Source organism: Pseudohaliea rubra DSM 19751, from assembly GCF_000764025.1.
Taxonomy (GTDB): Bacteria; Pseudomonadota; Gammaproteobacteria; order Pseudomonadales; family Halieaceae; genus Pseudohaliea; species Pseudohaliea rubra.
The window spans coordinates 1-20187 of sequence record NZ_KN234789.1; the positions used below are offsets into that span (position 1 = coordinate 1).

At 68.2% G+C, this 20187-nt stretch carries 16 protein-coding genes; 4 read left to right on the plus strand and 12 right to left on the minus strand.

What is annotated here, in order from left to right; translation table 11 throughout:
* Positions 1-749, plus strand: a 749-nt coding sequence (locus HRUBRA_RS12850; protein WP_322786729.1) for an FAD-binding domain-containing protein, incomplete at its 5' end; no start/stop codon positions are given.
* Positions 749-898 carry a DUF2256 domain-containing protein gene (locus tag HRUBRA_RS15055; protein WP_084592649.1) on the plus strand — a complete coding sequence of 50 codons (150 nt, stop codon included), beginning with the start codon at positions 749-751 and terminating at the stop codon, positions 896-898. The genes HRUBRA_RS12850 and HRUBRA_RS15055, both read left to right, overlap by 1 nt.
* A gap of 16 nt (positions 899-914) precedes the next feature.
* Here the strand turns inward: HRUBRA_RS15055 and HRUBRA_RS12855 are convergent, their stop codons facing one another.
* The 7 genes from HRUBRA_RS12855 to HRUBRA_RS12885 form a co-directional block, all read right to left on the minus strand.
* A complete protein-coding gene (locus tag HRUBRA_RS12855) occupies positions 915-2453 on the minus strand; it encodes a cryptochrome/photolyase family protein (protein ID WP_035517815.1) in 1539 nt (512 codons plus the stop codon).
* 95 nt (positions 2454-2548) lie between these two features.
* Positions 2549-3892, minus strand: coding sequence for an ABC1 kinase family protein (locus tag HRUBRA_RS12860; RefSeq protein ID WP_035517816.1), 1344 nt, complete (start codon positions 3890-3892; stop codon positions 2549-2551).
* Positions 3889-5277, minus strand: coding sequence for an ABC1 kinase family protein (locus HRUBRA_RS12865; protein WP_035517819.1), 1389 nt, complete (start codon positions 5275-5277; stop codon positions 3889-3891). The genes HRUBRA_RS12860 and HRUBRA_RS12865 overlap by 4 nt, the downstream gene beginning before the upstream one ends.
* Positions 5278-5483: 206 nt before the next feature.
* Positions 5484-6605, minus strand: a complete 1122-nt coding sequence (locus tag HRUBRA_RS12870; protein WP_035517820.1) for an acyl-CoA dehydrogenase family protein — start codon at positions 6603-6605, stop codon at positions 5484-5486.
* 10 nt (positions 6606-6615) lie between these two features.
* Positions 6616-7818: an acyl-CoA dehydrogenase family protein gene (locus HRUBRA_RS12875; RefSeq protein ID WP_035517821.1), complete on the minus strand. Its 1203-nt coding sequence runs from the start codon at positions 7816-7818 to the stop codon at positions 6616-6618.
* A gap of 26 nt (positions 7819-7844) precedes the next feature.
* Positions 7845-8480, minus strand: a complete 636-nt coding sequence (locus HRUBRA_RS12880; RefSeq protein ID WP_035517823.1) for a glutathione S-transferase family protein — start codon at positions 8478-8480, stop codon at positions 7845-7847.
* Positions 8481-8494: 14 nt separating this feature from the next.
* Positions 8495-9667 carry an acyl-CoA dehydrogenase family protein gene (locus HRUBRA_RS12885; RefSeq protein ID WP_035517824.1) on the minus strand — a complete coding sequence of 391 codons (1173 nt, stop codon included), beginning with the start codon at positions 9665-9667 and terminating at the stop codon, positions 8495-8497.
* 367 nt (positions 9668-10034) lie between these two features.
* Here HRUBRA_RS12885 and HRUBRA_RS12890 point away from each other — a divergent pair, with 367 nt between their 5' ends.
* Positions 10035-12395, plus strand: coding sequence for a TonB-dependent receptor (locus HRUBRA_RS12890; protein ID WP_035517826.1), 2361 nt, complete (start codon positions 10035-10037; stop codon positions 12393-12395).
* Between the two features lie 758 nt (positions 12396-13153).
* Here HRUBRA_RS12890 and HRUBRA_RS12895 read toward each other — a convergent pair.
* Both HRUBRA_RS12895 and HRUBRA_RS12900 read right to left on the minus strand, forming a co-directional pair.
* Positions 13154-14830 (minus strand): alkaline phosphatase D family protein, encoded by a 1677-nt coding sequence (locus tag HRUBRA_RS12895; protein WP_035517827.1) that lies wholly within the window; start codon positions 14828-14830, stop codon positions 13154-13156.
* A gap of 60 nt (positions 14831-14890) precedes the next feature.
* Positions 14891-16315, minus strand: coding sequence for an amidohydrolase (locus HRUBRA_RS12900; RefSeq protein WP_035517828.1), 1425 nt, complete (start codon positions 16313-16315; stop codon positions 14891-14893).
* 454 nt (positions 16316-16769) lie between these two features.
* On the opposite strand from HRUBRA_RS12900, the gene hemH reads away from it, so the two are divergent.
* Entirely contained in the window at positions 16770-17858 is a 1089-nt protein-coding gene (gene hemH, locus HRUBRA_RS12905; RefSeq protein ID WP_035517830.1) for a ferrochelatase, read from the plus strand.
* A 25-nt stretch (positions 17859-17883) separates the two neighbouring features.
* Here the strand turns inward: hemH and HRUBRA_RS12910 are convergent, their stop codons facing one another.
* From HRUBRA_RS12910 to proB, 3 genes are all read right to left on the minus strand, one after another.
* Complete coding sequence (locus HRUBRA_RS12910; RefSeq protein WP_144244475.1) at positions 17884-18336, minus strand: methyltransferase family protein; 453 nt, start codon at positions 18334-18336, stop codon at positions 17884-17886.
* A complete protein-coding gene (locus HRUBRA_RS12915) occupies positions 18333-19241 on the minus strand; it encodes a ZIP family metal transporter (protein ID WP_035517834.1) in 909 nt (302 codons plus the stop codon). The genes HRUBRA_RS12910 and HRUBRA_RS12915 overlap by 4 nt, the downstream gene beginning before the upstream one ends.
* Positions 19234-20187 (minus strand): glutamate 5-kinase (gene proB, locus HRUBRA_RS12920; RefSeq protein WP_035517838.1); only part of this gene is annotated, 954 nt, incomplete at its 5' end. The genes HRUBRA_RS12915 and proB, both read right to left, overlap by 8 nt.

The window sequence follows — 20187 nt, forward strand, 5'->3', positions numbered from 1 at the left end:
CGCCGGCGGCGCTGCCGCTGCGCGGCGGGCGGGCCGAGGCAGAGCGCCGGCTGGCGCGGTTCGTGAGTGTCGACGGCGGCCTTTACCGCTACAAGGAAACCCGCGACGGCCTCGACCCGCTCGACGGTTCGTCGACACTGTCGCCCTGGCTCGCCACCGGCTGCCTGTCGCCGCGGGAGGTGGCCGCGGCGATCGCCGCCTGCGAGGCGGCCCACGGCAGTAACGAGTCAAGCTACTGGCTCTACTTCGAGCTGCTCTGGCGCGAGTACTACCACTGGCGTGCTCTGGCCGACAGCCGCAGCCTGTTCCGCCTCCACGGTGCCGGCGGCAAGCGGCGCCTGCACAACTGCACCTTCGAGCCGCGCAACTTCGCCCGCTGGTGCCAGGGGGACACCAACTTCCCCCTGGTCAACGCCTGCATGCACCAGCTGCTGGAAACGGGCTGGATGAGCAACCGGGGCCGGCAGCTCACGGCCAGCTGCCTGGTGCACGAATACGGCATCGACTGGCGCTATGGCGCCGCTTTCTTCGAACGGCACCTCATCGACTTCGACGTCGCCAGCAACTACGGCAACTGGCAGTACCTTGCGGGTGTCGGCGCAGACCCGCGTGGCGGCCGGCGCTTCGACCAGGCCTCCCAGGCCGCCCGGCACGACCCGGACGGCATATTCACGGCCAAGTGGGACGGGGAGCGGCCGAAGCAGCCCGACTACGTGACCGACGCCGCCGACTGGCCCCTGGGGCACTGATGGCGTCCAAACATCCCAGGCCGAGCAAGGTCTGCCCGGTGTGTGAGCGCCCCTTTACCTGGCGCGCCCGCTGGAAGCGCAATTGGGAGCAGGTGGTGTACTGTTCCCGGCGCTGTGCCGGCGAGCGCTGGAAACGCCGGGACCGCTAGCCGCCCCCAGCCGCCCCTAGCCGTCCTCGGGCGCCAGCCGCGCGAGCTCGCCGTCGGCCCAGGCAACGATGGCCTCGCGCTCGGCAGCGTCGCGCTTCTGCCAGCTGCCGACCATCAGCCCCATGCGGGCGTTTTTCTTCAGGTAAGCCGCGTGGCGATCGATAAAACGCCAATAGAGGGCGTTGTAGGGGCAGGCACCCTCCCCCGTGGTTTTGCGCACATCGTAGCGACAACTCGCACAGTGATTACCCTGGCGCTGGATATACTTGCCGGAGGCCGCATAGGGCTTGCTCGCCATGATGCCGCCGTCGCCGTAGAGCGCCATGCCCAGCGTATTCGGCAGCTCGACCCACTCGAAGGCGTCCACGTACACCGCCAGGTACCAGTCGCAGACCGCGCGCACATCGAGCCCCGCCAGCAGGGCGAAGTTGCCGATGACCATGAGCCGCTGGATATGGTGCGCGTAGCCGAGGTCCAGGGACTGTTTCAGCGCCTGTTGCAGGCAGCGCAGCTCCGTGGCACCGCTCCAGAACCAGTCCGGCAGGGGCCGGTCGGCATGGAGGGCGTTGCCCTCGGCGTAGGCAGGCATATGCAGCCAGTAGATCCCGCGTACATATTCGCGCCAGCCGAGGATCTGCCGGATGAAGCCCTCAGCCGCGGCGAGGGAGCAGCCGCCGGCGCGCCAGCGCGCCTCCACGGCCCGGCACAGCGCCAGGGGCTCGAGCAGACCAATGTTGAGGTACATCGAAATGAGGCTGTGAAAAAGCCAGGGGGATTCCTCGGCGAGCGCATCCTGATAGGTGCCGAAGCGATCGAGGGCGTGCGCCAGGAACCACTGGAACTGCGCCTCGGCCTCCTCCGCGGTCACCGCCAGGCGAAAAACGTCCAGGTCCCCCGGGTTAGCGGGAAAACGTTCGGCGACAAGGGCGAGCACCGCCCCGGTGATGGCATCGACCGGCGCCGCCGGCCGCGCCGGCACCGTCTCATCGGCGCGCCAGCCGCTGCGGTTCTCGGCGTCGTAGTTCCACTGGCCCCCCTCGGGCCGGCCGTCGGCGTCGAGGAGCAGGCCGTAGCGGCGGCGCATCTCCCGGTAGAAATACTCCATGCGCAGCTGCTTGCGGCCCTTCGCCCAGGCAGCGAAGTCATCGCGGGAGCAGAGAAAGCGGCTGTCCTCGAGGATCGACACCGGCACCCCGAGGCCCGCCTGCCAGCCGGCCATGGCCGCCGCCAGGCGTGCCTCACCGGGCTCGCAGCAGCGCAGCGCGGTCGCGCCAGCGGCATCGAGCGTCTGTCGGGCCGCGGCCTCGAGACTGGGAACACCATCGTCATAGGCCACGTAGTGAACGCTGTAGCCGGCGTCCCGCAGCGCGTCGCGGAAGTGGCGCATGGCCGAGAAAATCAGCGCGATCTTGTGCCGGTTGTGGGCCACGTAGGCGGCCTCCTCGGCCACCTCCGCCAGGAGCACCACATCGCGCTCCCGATCCGTCGCGACGAGGGCGGGGTTGGCAAAGGATAGCTGGTCGCCGAGGACCAGCGTCAGAGTCTTTTCATTCATGGGCGCAGCTTACGCCCGCCGGGACCAGCGGGCGTCCATCGTCGTGGTTCAGTCGAAGTTTTCCGGCGGCAGCGTCTGGCCGACCGGGCTGGCGGCTACAGGCGCTCGACCATCAGGGCATTGGCGTCGACCCGGGCATCCATGCGGTTGGCAAGGAGAAACATCCCGCCCACCTTGCGGTGGAAATAGACCACATCCGTCGGCGGCGCATGCCAGAAGTCCGCGTAACCCGCAGCCTCCCGGGCCAGGGTAGCCAGGCGTTCGGGCATGTCGGAAGCGCCGAAGTCGTAGGGGCCCTCGTGGCGCAGGGGCTCGAGCACGAGGAGCAGGAGCTCGAGGAGCAGCGCCCGGTACTCGCCGTCCTCGTCGCCGACGGCATAGCCGACCTTTTCCGCCGCCTCGGCCATGGCGTCCGTGTCGCCGGCGATGGCCGCCCCGGCCAGCTCCCGGTAGCTGTCGACGAAGCCCTCCTCGAAGCGGCGCGTGGCGCCGAAGTCCAGCAGCACAATCTCGCCGGTGCCGTAGCGGTACTGGTAGTTGGCAAAGTTCGGATCCGTCTGCACCATGGCGAGATCGAAGAGCTCGGTCACCATGAGCCCCACCAGCGCGCTCATGACCCGGTCGCGCTCGGCCTGCGGCTTGCGCGCCAGGCTCTCCATGGGACCACCGCTCTCGTAGCTCATGGCGAGCACGTTCTCCCGGGTCAGCTCCCGGTGCAGCTGCGGCAGCACGAAGCGCTCATCGTCACCGAGGATGCGCTGGAAGTCGTCGAGGAATTCCGCCTCCAGCAGATAGTCAGCTTCATCCTTGAGCTGGCGCTTGGCGTCGTCAAGCAGCGGCTCGACGTCCACATGTGCCGGCAGCACGTTCGCGACGCGCAGCACGTAGGCGATGTTGTCAATGTCGCTGTCGATGCTGTCAGCGATGCCCGGGTACTGGATCTTCAGGGCGAGCTCCTCGCCGTCGTGGCTTACGGCCCGGTGCACCTGGCCGATGGATGCCGCCGCGATGGGATTCGGATCGAACTCGGCAAACTCGCGCCGCCACTGCTTGCCGTAGGCGCGACGCAGGGCTGCCTCGAGCTGCTTCTCCGGCATGGCCGTTGCCTCAGAGCGCAGACGGGCGAGAATGTCGGCGAGCTCCCGGGGCAGGAAGTCACCGTTGTCCATGGATAGAATCTGCCCCAGCTTCATGGCGGCGCCACGCATTTCCGACAGCTGATCCGCCACCCGGCGGGCGTTGCCGGGCGTGAGCAGCAGGTCGCGCTTGCGGGGACGTTTGCCGGCACGCCACTGCCGCGTGCCCTCGGCGAGCATGCTCCCGGCTACCCGGCCGGCGAGGCCCGCCACGCGCAGGGCGCGTCCCGTACGACCGGTGGGCACCGCGCGGCTGCGTGTTTTCTCACTACTGGCCTTCGAGTCCTTGCTGTCCTCGCTCACGGCGTTTCTCCGTCTCCCTCGTCGATGTAGCTGAGCACCGTGTCATGGGCGTTGAACTGGGCGTCCAGCACGGCAATAAACGTGAATACGCCCGTCAGCTTCCGCGCGATCATGGCAAACTCCCGGGACGGGGTAGTGAAGTGGCGCGTCGCCGCCGAGGCCGCTGCCTGCCGGCCCACGCGCTGCATGAGTCGGGAGCGACCCCAACAGTATTCGCCGCGACGGTTCAGGTACTCCCGCGGCAGCGCTTCCGGCGGGCGCAGGGGTTCGAGGAGCCGCAGACTGAACTCACTGAAGGTCTGCCGGGCGAAGTCGCTCGAGTCCTCGCGCAGGCAGCCGAGCCCGGTCAGGGCCTCGACAAGCGCCTCGCGGTCCTGGCGCTGGCCCGCGGCAATGGCGCTGCCGAGGTTGGCGAGGAAAGCGTCGTCGCAGTAGAGCGTCGAACCGAAGTCCAGCAGCACCAGCTCGTCGCCCCCGGGGCTGCGGCGGATGAGGAAATTGCCGAAGTTGGGGTCTGTCTGGAGCAGGCCCCAGTCGTAGAGCTCGAGGAAGAAGAGCTCGAGCATGGCCCGACCCAGCGCGTTGCGGCGGCGCAGCGACAACCCCGCCACCGCCGGCGACCCGACCGGCTCACCGTCGATGTACTCGAGGGCCAGCACCGTAGCCGCACAGTAGCGGGCGTGGCGCAGGGGCACGTGGTAACGGATGCCTCGCGTGGCGAGCGCTTCCCGGCGCTCGGCCACCAGTGCGGCGACCCGATCGCCGATGGCCGCCTCGCGCTCGTAGTCAATCTCGTTGTGCAGCTGCTGGCGCAGGCTGCCGAGCCAGTCATCGAGCTCCCGCCCGGCCTTGATCCAGCGCGCGAGCAGGAGCATGCGCACCACGGCATCGAAGTCGCTGTCGATGACGTCGGCGAGCCCCGGATACTGCACCTTGAGGACAATGGTTTCGCCCGTCTCGCGGACCACCGCCCGGTGCACCTGGGCGAGGGAGGCGGCCGCAAGGGCCTCCGGCTCCACCGCCAGCTCGTCGAGGCGATCGCCCAGGGCCTCGCGCAGCGCCGGCTCGATCTCTGGCCAGGGCAGGGGCTCCGTGGCGGACTCGAGCTCGTGCAGCGCCTCGGTGAGCGCCGGCGGCAGAAAGTGCTCGCCGAGCATCGCGAACATCTGGCCGATCTTCACGCAGGTGCCCTTCAGGCGACCCAGCTCGGCGACGAAGCGCCGCGCCTCCCGGCGCAAGAGCTCCGAGTCCTGGCCGTCACCGCCGCGCAGGCGGGTGAGCGCACTGTCCAGGGCGAAGGCGCCGCCGGCACGCAGACCGGCCACGGATACGGCGAGGCCGCGGCCGAAGGCACCGCGGCGCGTCAGGGAGGGTCGTTTGCTCATCAGCTACCGTCGAGCCTTTCTTCAGTTTCGTCGCAAATTGCCGGGGCGGAGGGTGGAGCTTGCCCCCAGCCTGACCCGGCCGGGTCGCTCCCCGATACACGCTTTGTGGGGGCAAGCTCCACCCCCCGCCCCTACCGTTGAAGCACTGAGCGAAGCACCGGGGTGTTGCGCGACAGGGCTGCCGCGGGCGACTAACGGTAGCGCTTTCAGGCGGCGTCGAGCAACAACCCGGCCAGGCGCTTGCGGTGGTGCTGGGCGTCGCCGTACTGCTGCTGCACCCATTGCGCGCGGCGGATGTAGAGCTGCGCGTCGCACTCGTAGGTAAAGCCCATGCCGCCGTGGAACTGCACCGCCCGGTCGCCGGCGTAGCACAGCGTTTCCGTGGCCTGGGCCTTGGCCATGCGGCAGGCGATCTCCGCGTCCCGGTCCAGCGCACCGTCGCCGACCAGCGTGGCGCCGTGGTAGACGAAGGAGCGACTCGAATCCACCTCGCAGAGGATCTCCACCGCCGGGTGCTTCAGGGCCTGGTAGGAGCCGATAAGCTTGCCGAACTGCTTGCGGGTCTTCAGGTAGTCGACGGTCGTGTCCAGGCAGGCCGCGGCGCTGCCGGCAGCCTCCGCGGCCACGTAGAGGGCACCGAGCAGCTCCACGTCGCGCAGCGCCGGCGCCACCGCCGGGCCGACAATGAGCGCCAGGGGCTCCACCCCGGTGACGTCAACGGTGGCCGCGCGCCGGGTCTGGTCGATAAGTTCGCTCTCCCGGATCCGGGACGGATCGAGCTGCTCGCGGCGCAGCAGCGCCAGGGCCGGCGCCTCCTCCACAGCGAGCACCACGAGGAAGTACGCGGCCACGTGGGCGTCGCCGACGAGGCGTTTGCTGCCCACCAGACGCCCGTCGTCGTCGAGGTGACACTGCGGCGCAGCGCCCCAGTCACCGCCCTCGAGCGCGGCGATGGTCGCCACGGCCCCGGTAGCGATGTCCGCAAGCACCTCCTCATGCATGCCCGGCGCCGCCCGCCCCAGCAGCTGCCCGGCGAGTGTTGTGCTCAGCAGGGGCGTGCCCAGCATGGCCCGGCCCATGGCCTCGAACACGGGGACTACGCTGCCGGGACCGAGGGCCGAGCCGCCGGCGCTTTCCGGGAGGGCGATGGCGGTCCAGCCCAGTTCAACCATGGCCTGCCAGGTATCCGGATCATAGCCCCGGGGCGTTTCCAGCTGCGCACGGACGATCTCCCGCGGGGCCTTGGCGCGGCAGAATTCCCGGGCGACGTCCAGCAGCATGGCCTGCTCTTCGGAAAAAGCGATGCGCGTATTGCCGGTCAGGGACATGAGCAACCTCCTATTTCGGCAGGCCGAGCACGTGCTCGGCGATGATGTTGGCCTGCACCTGGCTGGTGCCGCCGCCGATGGTGGCAGAAAAGCTGTTCAGGTACGCGCGCTGCCAGAAGCCACCGGCGAGCGCGTCGTCGTCCCCGACATAGCGGGCGCCGTCGGCGCCCTGGGCGTTGATCGCGAACTGGCGCATGCGCCGGGTGTGCTCGGTCCAGCGGAGCTTGTGGGACAGGGGCAGGGACAGGGGGTAGTCTGTCGCGAGCGGCGCGATGGCGGCCCGGCGGTCGCCGAGAGCGATGGCCTTCTCCTCCATGACCAGGCGCACCAGCTGATCGCGCAGCAGCGGGTCCTCGAGCACCGGGGCACCGTCCCTGCGCACACCCGCGAGCCCGGCGACGAGGTCGTCGATCACGATCCGCACGAAGGCCAGGCCCCCGGCCGCGCCGGCCTCGGCGCCGCGCTCGTACTGCAGCGTCTTCATGGCGATCTTCCAGCCGTCCCCCTCTTCCCCCATGAGGCATTCCGCGGGAATGCGGGCGTCGGTGAAGAAGGTTTCCGTGAAGCCGTACTCACCGGTGAGCTTGCGGATCGGCCGCGTCTCGACCCCGGGCACAGCCATGGGCGCCAGGAAGAAGGACAGCCCGTCGTACTTGCGCTGTGCTTCCGGGTCCGTACGCACCAGCAGAATCATATATTTGGCGTAGTTGCCCATGGTCGTCCAGATCTTGGTGCCGTTGACCACATACTCGTCACCCTCGCGCACGGCGCGGGTCTGGGCGTTGCCGAGATCCGAGCCGTGATCCGGCTCGGAGAAGCCCTGGCACCAGATATCCTCGCCGCTGAGGATGCCCTTCAGGTACTTCGCCTTCTCCTCCTCGGTGCCGATGTCGTTGATAAGCGGCCCGGCCCAGCCGAGGCCGATGACGTTGAAGCAGATGGGCACGCCGGCCCGGCGCATCTCCTGGTCCGCTACGGACTGGAAGGCCGGGTCCATGCCGCCGCCGCCATAGGCCTTCGGCCAGGCGAGACCCAGATAGCCGGCGGACCAGACCTTGTACTGCCACTCGCGCAGGAAATCGAGCTGCTCGTCGCTGCCCACCTCCATGAAGGTCTGCGGCAGCAGGAAGCCGGGATCGGCGGGCCGGTTGTCCCGGAGCCAGGCCGACACGTCGGCGCGGAAGGCATCCAGTTCATTTTGCGGGGCGGTCATGGGAAACCTCCTTGCAGGGGCCGCGCTCAGCGACCTTCGGGAAACGGATTGAAGCCCGGCGCGCGCGCATCGGCGCGCTGGAAGGCCGGTCGCGCCAGCAGCCGGTCCAGGTAGGCGGCGGTCTGCGGCTGATAGCGATCGTCGAGGCGCAGCACACGCCCCAGGTAAAGCGCATAGCCGACGGCGATATCGGCCACGGTGAAGCGGTCGGCAACGAGGTAGTCGCGCTCCTCGAGGAACGCATCGAGGCGGCGCAGCCGGGCCAGAAACCACTTCGCGTAGTCCTTCGCCACGGCGAGCTTCTCCGGCGCCGGCTCAAAGGCCGTATAGCGCAGGTAGATGGTCTGCGGGAAGGTCAGTGTCGCGTCGGCCTGATGCAGCCAGTTGAGGTAGTCGCCATAGTCCGGATGTCCGGGCGCAAGGCCGAGGCCGTCGGACGGATAGCGGTCCACGAGATACTGGCAGATGGCAACGGACTCAGTCAGGGTCGTGTCGCCATCGGTGAAATACGGCACCGTCCCCAGCGCGTTCACCTTGAGGAAGTCCTTGTCGAGGAGCCGCGGCGGGAACGGCAGCACCTCGAGGTCGTAGGCCAGGCCCAGTTCCTCCAGGGCCCAGAGCGGACGCAGGGAGCGGGCGCCGCCGCAATGCCAGAGTTTCATCGTCACCGTCCTTGTCACAGTCCGTACTGGCGCGCCGCGAGGTCGCGCATGATCTCTTCCGAGCCACCGCCAATGGCGTTGACCCGCACCTCCCGGTAGATGCGCTCCACCCGGTTGCCGCGCAGGTAGCCGACGCCGCCGAGCACCTGCATGGCCTCCCGGGCGCAGAACTCCATGGTCTCGCTGGCCTGCACCTTGAGCAGGGCGATATCCCCGGGGTTGCCCTGGCCCGCCTCAATCGCCTCGTAGCAGGCGCGCAGGTAGGCCTGGGTGGCGTTCAGCTTCTGCTTCATCTGCGCGATCTTGTGGCGGATCACCTGATGATCAGCGAGGCGCTTGCCGAAGGTGCGCCGTTCCTGCGCCCATGTCACCGCCTCCTCCAGACACACCCGGCCGAGGGCTTCCATGGCCGCGGCCATACCCATGCGCTCGCTGTTGAAGTTGGTCATGATCACGAGAAAACCCTGATGCTCCCGACCGATCAGGTTCTCCACGGGCACGCGCACGTTGTCAAAATAAAGCGTAGCCGTGTCGGAAGCCCACCAGCCCATCTTGCGGTCCAGCGGCGTGCGGGAGAACCCCTCCGCATCCGTGGGGATCAGCAGCATAGAGACGCCGCGGGCGCCCTCGCCGCCGGTGCGCACGGCAGTGGACACCCAGTCTGCGCGCATCCCACCGGTGATATAGGTCTTGGAGCCGTTGACCACGTAATGGTCGCCGTCACGGACCGCCGTGGTGCTCAGCGCGGCGACGTCGGAACCGCCACCGGGCTCGGTGATAGCAAGGGAGATGTGCTTCTCGCCGGCAAGCACGGGGGGCGCGACCACCTGCTTCATGGCCTCGCTGCCCCAGTTGATGACCGGCGGCAGGCCGATGCCGTGCACCATAAGGCTGGCGTTTACACCCCCCACGGCGAAGCGCGCGAGTTCCTCGGCGGTAATCCAGTGGTACCAGCTGTCGATACCCTCGCTGGTGCCGCCGTAGGCCTCCGGGTAGCCAAGGCCGAGGAGGCCAACGGCCGCGGCCCTGGGCCAGAGCGCGTCGGGCATGGCGCCGGCCTCGTCCCAGTCGTCGGCAAAGGGGGCGATCTCCGTATCGATGAAACGACGCAGCTGCGTCCGCCAGGCCTCGTGGGCCTCCGTCAGGTTGGGGTTGGGCAGGCGGGCACTGTCGAAGTCGAGGGCCATGGGCGGGCCTCCAAGCATTGAGTGTTGCTTCAGATAATTGAGTATAACTTGAGGCCTCCGGTGGCGGAAGGCCGTGCCTCGCCAGCACCCGCGGCGGGCTGTACTCAGGCGCGCCGGGCATCGACGCTGTGCCGGGTAGGGCTGCGCTCCGGTGATCGACCGCAAGCCCACCGGGGTAACGCCCGAGGACGCTCCGGGAAAGCGCCGAAGCGGACACCAGGAAAACGGGCAGGTAACCCGCAGAGCCCCCTGCGACACCGGGGCGCAGCACCCCGACTGTCATACAAGCTTCACCAGAGCGTCATCAGGGCGTCCTTTTCCTGCCGTAAGCTCTCGCCGCTTTACAGCCATCACTACGGAGTCCGGCATGCAACAGCACACACCTCTTTACCTGGCCCTCGCGGCCCTGGCGACCGGCGCCCCGATCGCCGTTGCCCAGGATGAACCCCGCCCCGCAGCGGGACAGATCGAAGAAGTCAGCGTCTACGCCCAGCGCCGGGAGCAGACCGTTGCCGACGTACCTATCAGCATTACTGCCTACAGCGGCGACCTCCTTGAGCGCGCGAACATCATCGAGCTCGATGCCCTTTCCGACATCACCCCGGGGTTGGTGATCCAGGAGCAGAGCCCGAACAACCCGGGCTTCGTGATCCGCGGCATCACCTCGGACAGCGGCTCCTCCCAGGCCGCGCCGCGCGTCTCCGTGTACTACAACGGCGTCGACGTCTCGCGCTCCCGCGGTTCCTACTTCGAACTCTTCGATATCGAGCGTGTCGAGGTGGTGAAGGGCCCGCAGGCCACGCTCTTCGGCACCGCCGCCTCCGTGGGCGCCGTCAGCGTCTACACGGCGCGGCCTCAGGAGGAGCTCGCCGGCTCCCTGACCGTGAATGCGGGCAACTACAGCAGCCGCCTCGCCCGCGGCTTCGTCACCGGCGGCAGCGACCTCGTGCAGGCGCGTCTGGCCTTCCAGCACCGGGAGCGCGACGGCTTCATCGACAACATCGCCGGCAGCCCCGCCTCCCAGAACCCCGACGGCTTCCGCCAGAGTGACCTGCAGGGCATCGAGCGCACGGCGCTGCGCTCTTCGCTGCGCCTGACCCCCACGGACGACCTGACCATCGACTTCGTCTATACCTGGGAGGAGAACGACGATACGGGCACCTCCTTCAAGAACGGCCTCTACGCCCCCACCGGCGGCGACAGCAGTCCCTTCTCTTTCGTCGAGATGGCCGGCAGCCCGTTCTCGGAGGCGGCCCTCGGCAAGGCGGACCTCGGCATCGAGCGCGAGGTCGAGGACTACAACCTGCGCATGGAGTGGCAGCCGACGGAACGGCTCACGGTGACATCCCTTTCCGCCTGGCGCGAGTTCGAATCCCTCGAGGTCTTCGACGCCGACGGCACCCAGGCCTGGTTCCTCGAGTTCGGCGAGGACGCCGAAGGCGAGCAGTTCAATCAGGAGCTGCGCGCCGTCTACAGCGGCGACCGCTTCACCACGATCGTGGGTGCCAACTATTTCGACGAGGAGGGCAGCCAGCGGGTGCCCTTCAGCACGGAGGAATCCATCTTCCTCAATTGTGTCGGCGCGCTCCCGGTTGACGCCGCCTGCATCGAGCCGGACGGGCGCGTCAACCTCCTCACGCCGGTACTTACCAGCGGGCTGCTGGACGTACTCCCCTACAGCTCGGAGTTCGCCAACTACGGCAAGAACGAAATCCTTTCCGCCTTTGCGGACGTGACCTGGGCCGCCAGCGACGCGCTAGAGCTCACCGCCGGCCTGCGCTACATCGACGAGAGCCGCGAGAGCGGCTTCAGCGCCATCGCCCCGAACTCGGCGCTCCTCGGTTTCCTCGGCCTCAACCAGCCGCTCCTGCCGGTGGTGGACACGGGCGGCGCGATCGTCCGCGCCGACGGCAGCTTCGATGACTGGCTGCCGCGCTTCAACGCGCTGTGGCGCGTGAGCGACAGCACCAATGTTTATGCCACGGTCTCCAAGGGCCGCCGCTCCGATGTCATCGACGTAACGGCAACCAGGGACAGCGCCGGTAATGCGGTTGCCGATGTCACGGAGGTGCCGGCGGAGATCGTCTGGAACTACGAGGTGGGCGCCAAGGGTGCCAGCAACGACCGTCGCTTGTCTTACAGCGTCTCGCTGTTCTACCAGGATTACTCGGATTTCCAGGTAACGCTCCAGGATGACGCCGGCAATTTCTTCACGGCGAATGCCGGTTCAGCGACGAATCTCGGTGTGGAGGCGGATGTGCGCGCCCTCCTCGGTTCGAGCCTGGAGCTGTTCGCCAACGCAGCCTGGATCGACGCGGAGATCGATGACGACGCCAGCAATGGCACGCTCGCCGGCAACCGATTCCGGCTGCAGCCGGAGTGGACCGCCAGCACGGGCCTGTTCCTCGATCAGCCGCTGAACGGCGCGCTGAACCTGACGGGCTCGCTGGTCTACAGCTGGCGCTCGGAGGTATTCTTCGAGCCGGAGAATGCCCCGATCGCGGGCCTGCCCATCGAGGAGGATGCCTACGGGCTCCTCAGTGCCCGCATCGGCATCGCCAGCGCGGGCCAGGGCTGGGAGCTCAGCGTCTTCGCCAGCAATCTCCTCGACGAGGAGTACCTGGTCGACGCCGGCAACACCGGCGGCTCTTTCGGCAACCCCACCTTTGTCGCCGGCCCGCCCCTCTTCTGGGGCGTCCAGCTGGACTACGACTTCGGGGCTTACTGAGGCCGGTTCACCAGCGTTTCTGTGCAGGCCTCCGGCCTCCGCTGAGCAAGGGCCGGGGGTGGCACCAGGTCGGGCCGGGGGTGCCATCAGGTCGGGCCGGGGGTGCCATTAGGTCGGGCCGGGGGTGCCATTAGGTCGGGCCGGGGGTGCCACTAGGTCGGCCCGGGGGTGGTGATATACCCCCCGGGAACCGCAAAAGCGCCATCCATGGCAGCTCGGCGGAGGCCATCCATGGCCTCCGACGTTCCCGGGGGGTATATCACCACCCCCGGGCCTGACGCCCAGCTGGCGTCTAGATCCATCGGTTCAGCGGACCATCGCTTAAAGCAGAGCTCCATAGAGTACTGGATGCTCCTATCCCTAGTACGCACCGCTAACGCCAATTCGCTGGCACCACCGTCAGGCGCTGGCGCTCCAAATACCCTCACGGGGCGTCAGCGGGCATGGATGCCCGCTGTCGAGCTGCCATGGATGGCGCTTTTGCGGTCCCGTGAGGGTATTTGGAGCGGCAGCGCCGAGGCTAGAGGCACCGCTGAGCTGCTCGTATAGCAACACCTGTATTCCGGAAGCCATGGATGGCGCTTTTGCGATCCCGTGAGGGTATTTGGAGCGGCAGCGCCGTAGCCAGAGGCACCGCTCAACTACCCGTACAGCAATGCCTGTATTCCGGAAGCCTTGAATAGCGCTTTTGCGGGGTTCCCGGGGGGTATTTGGAGCGCCAGCGCCGAAGCTAGCGTCACTCAGGAGCTCGCGAAAACCTAACCGCGGGAGAAGCGCTCCGTGTGCGTGCCTGCAATCGAGTACTCCGGCGTCTTTACCGAATCCACGAAGGTCCAGTCGGCGCGGAGCTCGTCGGGCGTGGCGGTGAGCAGGAGGTAGCCGCGCTGGTGGAGATTGCAGTAGTTGAGCTCGTCGATGAGCAGCGGGAGGACCCGGGCCATCTGCATCGCCGTGGGGGCGTCCATCTGGAAATAGGTCTCCATGCCCGGTGACGAGACACTCGGCGTGGCGAGCTCGATGCCTACCTCGGCGCCGCTGCGATCGCGGAGCGTGGAGTACCAGGCATTATGCGTATCGCCGGCGAGGGAGACGATGCGCTTGCCCGTGGCCTGCGCTGCGCCATAGAGCAGCTCGCGCTCCACCGGGTAGCCGTCCCAGGCATCCAGATTGTAGGGGGTCACTGCAGCCAGGCGGGCCAGCTCCGCATCGCTGAGCGCCTGGCCGGCTTCCGCTGCGGCCTTGAGGCGGGCGAGCTCCTCGAGAATCGGCGGGACATCCGCATAAGAAGCGGCGCCGAGCATCTCGGCGGGCATCAGCATGCGGGCCATGAGAATCTGCTGGCCGAGGAGCTGCCAGGGGGCCCGGGACTGGGCCAGTTCGGTAGCAAGCCAATTGCGCTGGGCATCGCCCAGGAGGCTGCGGGCCGGGTTGCCGAGGTCGGCGAGGAAGCGGTCGCGATCGAGCTGCCCCGTGGCCTGATCGATGTAATCCTCATACGCCAGCTGCTCATCGCGGCCGACGAGCCGCGTATCGAGCATGTGCAGGGCAACCAGGCCGCCGAAATCGAAGCTGCGATAGATGCGCAGGGAGCCCTCCCCCGCCGGTGGACGAATAGGCATCCACTCATAGTAGGCCTGCAGCGCCGCCAGCATCCGAGCCTCCCAATCGCCCTCGTCGGCGCCGTGGTTCTCGGCACCACCGCGCCAGGCGTCATTGGCGAACTCGTGGTCATCCCAGACACTGATGCAGGGCGCGGCGGCATGCATGGCCTGCAGGTCAGTATCGCTGCGGTAGAGGGCGTAGCGACGACGGTAGTCCGTGAGCGTGAACAGCTCGCCGGCGTTGTCCGCCGGCAGCGCCCGACCAAGTTCCTCGCTGCGCTCGGTGGCGTAGCCACCGGCACCGTACTCGTAGAAATAGTCACCCAGATGCAGGAAAGCGTCGAGGTCGTCGCGGCGGGCCGCATCCCGGTAGGGATAGAAGTAGCCTGCGGGATAATTGGAGCAGGAGAACACGGCGAGGCGCACTTCCCGCGCGCCGGCGGCGGGCAGGGTGCGGGCGCGGCCCGTGGCGCTCCCGGCGCCGGCGGCGCGGAAACGGTAGTAATAGGTCTGCCCGGGGTCGAGATCGCGGACGTCGATCTTCACCGTGTAGTCACGGGCCGGGCCCGTGTCGACAACGCCGTCGCGCAGCACCTCGCGGAAGTCTCCATCCGTCGCCAGCTCCCAGGCCACACTCACCGGGCCGGCGCCGGCCGCCGGCGTGGCCCGGGTCCAGAGCAGCACGCCGTCGGCGAGGGGGTCACCGCTGGCAACGCCGTGGTCAAAGCGGGCCGCGGTGAGTGCCGGCTCCCGGCCGCCAAGCGTGCAACCGGTGACGGCGGTGGACAGAACAACCCCGGACGAGAGGCGCAGGAAATGACGGCGTGACAACATGGGCGTTCTCCGGCTAGTAGCGAAGCAAGGCTAACGGGCCTTTGTTACGACGCCGTGACATCAACGGCGGTAGTCCAGGGGCGGCGCGCGGTCGCCGAGGAGCGGCACGTACTGGAAATCCGGGCCGCGGCGCTGATCAAACTCTTTTTTCGCAGACACCAGCACCGCCGGCGACTGGAACAATTCGGCGCCGGTGAGCGCCAGGGTCTTGGCCGCGACCAGCATGCCCTTGGTGCCGATGCTGGTACCCCCGGCGGCAATGGCCTGCCAGGAGTGGGGTGCCGTACCCGGCACCCAGGTGGCGGCGCGCATCTCGGTGGTCGGCGCCATCCAGCTCACGTCGCCGACGTCCGTGGAGCCCATGCTCTGGGTGAAACCAAGGGGCTTGATGCGCCCCTGCTGGCCGGCGACGGCAGGATCGCGATCCAGGGAGTCGGCGAGTTCCCCGGCGAAGGCCTGCTCTTCGGCATTCCAGCTGACGCCGCCGACGCGCAGCAGGTTGCCGTGCATAATCCCGGCGAGGGTCTCGTTGGGCAGCTTGTTGTAGTTGCCGTGGATGATTTCGAAGTCGAGTTCGGTCCCCGTGCCCTGCGCGGCGGCTTCTGCGGCGGCAACGACCCGGTCCCAGAGGCCGGCGAGCACGTCCCGCTCGGGGTGGCGGACGTAGTAGAAGACCTCGGCGAAGTCCGGCACCACATTCGGCGCGGAGCCACCGCTGGTGATCACGTAATGAATGCGCGTTTCCTGCGGCACATGCTCCCGCAGCAGGTTGACCATGAAGTTCATGGCCTCGACCCCGTCCAGGGCCGAGCGGCCCCGCTCCGGCGCGACCGCGGCGTGGGAGGAGATCCCCCGGAAGCGGAACTTGGCCGACTTGTTGGCAAGCGTTGTGGCCGCGTCGGCGGCGTTGCGGTCGGAGGGATGCCAGCCGAGGACCGCATCGACGTCGTCGAAGAGCCCGGCGCGGACCATGTACACCTTGCCGGAGCCACCCTCTTCCGCCGGCGTACCGTAGAGGCGCACGGTGCCCTGTTGCCCGGTATCCTCGAGCCAGTGGCGCAGAGCAACGGCGGCGGCGGTGGAGCCGGCACCGAAGAGGTGGTGGCCACAGGCGTGGCCCGCGGCCTTCCCGGGCAGCGGGTCGCGCACGGGGCGGTCGGACTGACTGATGCCGGGCAGCGCGTCGAATTCGGCGAGGAGGGCGATCACCGGCTCGCCGCTGCCGTAGCTGGCCACGAATGCGGTGGGGATATCGGCGACGCCCTGCTCGATGCTGAAGCCCTCGTCTGCGAGCGCCTGTTGCAGCAGCGCGGAGCTCTCGGTCTCCTGGTAGCCCACCTCGGCCTTCTCCCAAAGCTGCCGGGCGAGGGCACCGAAGCGTTCTCCTTCGCCGTCGAGGTAGGTGAGCATGCTGTCGCGGTCATCGGCGAGGGCCGGGGTGGCGAGACCGAAAGAGAAGAGGGCGAGGATTGCCAGGCGTCGCATTACAGGCTCCTGTGGATCAACGAGCGGCCAACGATAGCACCTGCAACCGTGATTGCCACCCACCTGACCCACGACGGGACCGGTTAGTCGCAAAGTTCACGGGGCGGGGGCGGGAGACTTCTTTCAGTCGCTCCCCGATACACGCTTTGTGAAAGAAGTCTCCCGCCCCCACCCCTCGTGCCTCCCGTGCTTCCGGAGCAGTCGACGTTCCGCGGAGCGCAGGGGCGGCTGGTGAGGTCGAGGTCGCCATAAGCGACGGTCCGCTCGACAGACACAGACCAGGAGAGCGAAAGGCCCGTCGACAGGCGCTTTCGCCGAACGGTGGCTGCGGCACGGCCAACTGCCGGAATCCATCGGTGAACAGTTGGCGTATCATTGCGTTGAGGGATGCAAAGCGCTGCGGACAGTCGCGCCGCTTGGCACAGCAAGCACACAGACGTATATTGGCGCGCTTATGAAATACCTAGGCTCTCCCGGCTTTGATCACGGCCAGGCACTTCGCATTGGCGTGTTGATCACCAATCTCGGTACGCCGGAGGCTCCGACGCGCCAGGCCCTGCGTCCGTATCTGAAGCAGTTCCTCTCGGACCCGCGGGTCGTGGAAGTACCGCGGCTTCTGTGGTGGTTCATTCTCAACGTTATCATCCTCAACGTCCGTCCGGCGCGCTCTGCCGAGGCCTACGAAACCGTGTGGACCGACGAGGGCTCGCCGCTGCTCCTGCATACCCGGGACCAGGCCGAAGCTTTGCAGGCTGAGCTTCGCGCGCGCTATGGCGACCGCGTCATCGTCGACTTCGCCATGCGCTACGGGCAGCCTTCGGTGGCTTCGAAGCTCCAGGCCCTGATCGAGGCCGGCGCCCGTAAGCTTCTGGTGCTGCCGCTCTACCCGCACTACAGCGGCCCGACCACCGGCTCCACCTTCGATGCGGTCGCCGAGGACTTCCGCGCCCGGCGCTGGCTGCCGGACCTGCGCTTCGTGTCCTGCTACCACGACCATCCGGGCTACATCGCCGCCCTCGCCGACAGCGTGCGCGCTTTCCGTGCCGAGCACGGCAGCGCCCAGAAGCTGGTCTTTTCCTACCACGGCGAGCCCCTGCGCTACCTGGAGGAGGGCGACCCCTACCACTGCCATTGCCACAAGACCACGCGGCTGGTGGCCGAGGCCCTGGGCCTGGGAGAAGACGAGTACCTCACCAGCTTCCAGTCACGCTTTGGCCGGGAGGAGTGGCTGCAGCCCTATACGGACGAAACGCTGAAGGGGCTGCCGGCGGCGGGAATAACATCGGTGCAGGTGATCTGCCCGGGCTTCTCCGCAGACTGTCTCGAGACTATCGAGGAAATCGGCGAGGAAAACCGGGAGTATTTTCTCGAGGCCGGTGGCAAGGACTACCAGTACATTCCCTGCCTCAATGCCAGCGAGGCGCACGTGGCATTCCTGGCGGACCTCGCCGGGGAGCAGCTCTGCGGCTGGCTGGAGGCGCGTACGGACCCGGCGGTAGCCGCCGAGCGGGCCGCCGCCCTCGGCTACTCCGGCGCCGCCTGAGGCAGCGCCGACCGTCGGACCGGGCTCAGAGCCAGCGCCGCACCCGGCGGCAGTAGGCCCGGTATTCCTCCCCGAAAAGCGCCTCCAGCTGCTGCTCCTCGGCGCGGATGAAGCGCCGCTCGATAATCACCAGGAACACCGGCGGCACCGCCAGGGCCAGCGAGGCACCCACGGTAACCGCGACCCCGAGAAGCACCAGCGCCATGGCGAGGTACATGGGGTTGCGGCTGTAGCGGTACAGACCCCGCGTCACCAGCACCCGGGTATCACGGAACGGCACCATGCCCGTATCCGCGCGGGCAAAGAGCCCCCCGGCGATCACCAGCATCGCCAGACCGCCCACGAGCAGCGCGCTCCCGGCGAACTGCGCCGAGGCGCCTGCGAAACGTGGGCCGGGCAGGTATTCATCGATGACGAAGATCGCCACCACGCCGAAGACCATCCATACCGGGGGATAGATCAAGCGACGTTCGCTCACGGCTGCGCCTCAAGGCCATGGAGATGGTGCGCACCGGCGGGCTCGAAGCCGCCGATGAGCCAGGCCACGGCAATACCGGCGAGGAACACAGCGGTAAGCTTCACCCGGTCGTGGCTGTGGAAATGCACCTCCGGGAGCAGGTCGGAGAGGGCGATACAGACAAAAGCACCGGCAGCAAAAGCCAGGGCCGCTGCGAGGACCGGCGCCGCGTCACCGCTCAGGCTGCCGAGGCCGAGGTAGAACAGCACCGCCGCCAGCGGGCAGAGCAAGGCGAAGCCCAGGTTGACCCGGCCGGTGGCGGCCCGGCTCCAGCCGCCGCTCTGCATGAGTGCGGTGATGGACATGGCATCCAGGGGTTTGTGCAGGAGTACCGCCAGGAACACGCCGGCCCCGAGGTAGCCCCCGCCGTGGCCGCCCCCGCCGACGGCGGCACCCAGGGCGATGCCGTCGATGACCGTATGCACAGACAGCCCGAGGGCGATGCCGAGGCCGCTGAGGCCATGGGCATCGGCAACGCCATGGTCCCCAAGGGGGGGGGCAGCGGTCTGGTCGTGATCGTGGTCGTGATCGTGGGTCTGGTCCTGCACCGGGTCATGCCGGCAGTCCGGCGCCGCAAACTCGTGCTGGTGAAAATGGAACATGCGCAGCAGCAGAAACATCGTCACCAGCCCCGCCACCACAAAGAGGCTGGCGTAATCGATGGCACCGGGCCCCGGGCCGAGGACGATGGCGTGGGGCAGCAGGTGAAAGAAAGCCACGCCGAGCATGAGCCCCGAGACCGCGCTCATGGCGAGCTGCGTTCGCGTGTGCGTCATGCGCACGCGGTTCGGCAACGCCCCGCCGGCCACGGAGGCGAAGGCGATCGCGGCGCAATAGGCCAGCAGCAGGGACAGCGGCTCAGTCACGGAAATCCAGCAGTACCAGGTTATCGCGGTGGATGAGTTCCTCGTCGCCACCGTACCCGAGGATCGCCTCGATGTCCCGGGAACTGCGCCCGGCAATGCGCTCGACTTCCGCCGCGTGGTAGTTGACCAGCCCCCGGGCAACCTCGCGGCCGGCACCGTCGATGCACGCCACCACGTCGCCGCGGCGGAAGTCGCCGCGCACGGCGCGCACACCGACCGGCAGCAGACTGCGCCCGGCGTCGCGGAGCACGGCCACGGCACCGTCGTCCAGCTCGACGGCCCCGGACACCTGCAGCAGCCCCGCCAACCACTGCTTGCGCGCCCGCTGCGGTTCCCGGCCACTGCGCAGCCAGCTGCCCACGGGACTGCCGGCGGCCACGGCGGCGATGATACCCGCCTCGCCACCGCCGGCGATCACCGTCTCAGTGCCCGAGCGCGCGGCGAGGCGCGCCGCGCGTAGCTTGGTGACCATGCCGCCGCGGCCAAGAGCCCCGCCCTCGCCGACCATGGCATCCAGAGCCGGGTCGCCCACGGCCGCCTCGCGCACCAGGGCCGCAGCCGGATCCCGGCGCGGGTCGGCCTCAAAGAGGCCGGACTGGTCCGTTAGCAGGAGCAGGGCATCGGCGTCGATGAGATTGCCGACCAGGGCGGCGAGGGAATCATTGTCACCGAAACGGATCTCCTCCGTCGCCACCGTGTCGTTCTCGTTGACCACGGGCATGACGCCGAGGCGTAAAAGCGTGTTCAGGGTGGCCCGGGCGTTCAGGTAGCGATCCCGTGCAACCACGTCGTCGTGGCCGAGAAGCACCTGCGCCGTGGCGATGCCGTGGGCGCCGAAGGCCTGCTCCCAGGCCTGAAGCAGGCTGGACTGCCCCACCGCCGCAGCGGCCTGCAGGTCGTGCAGCGCAGCGGGCCGGGCCGGCCAGCCCAGGCGCACCACGCCGGC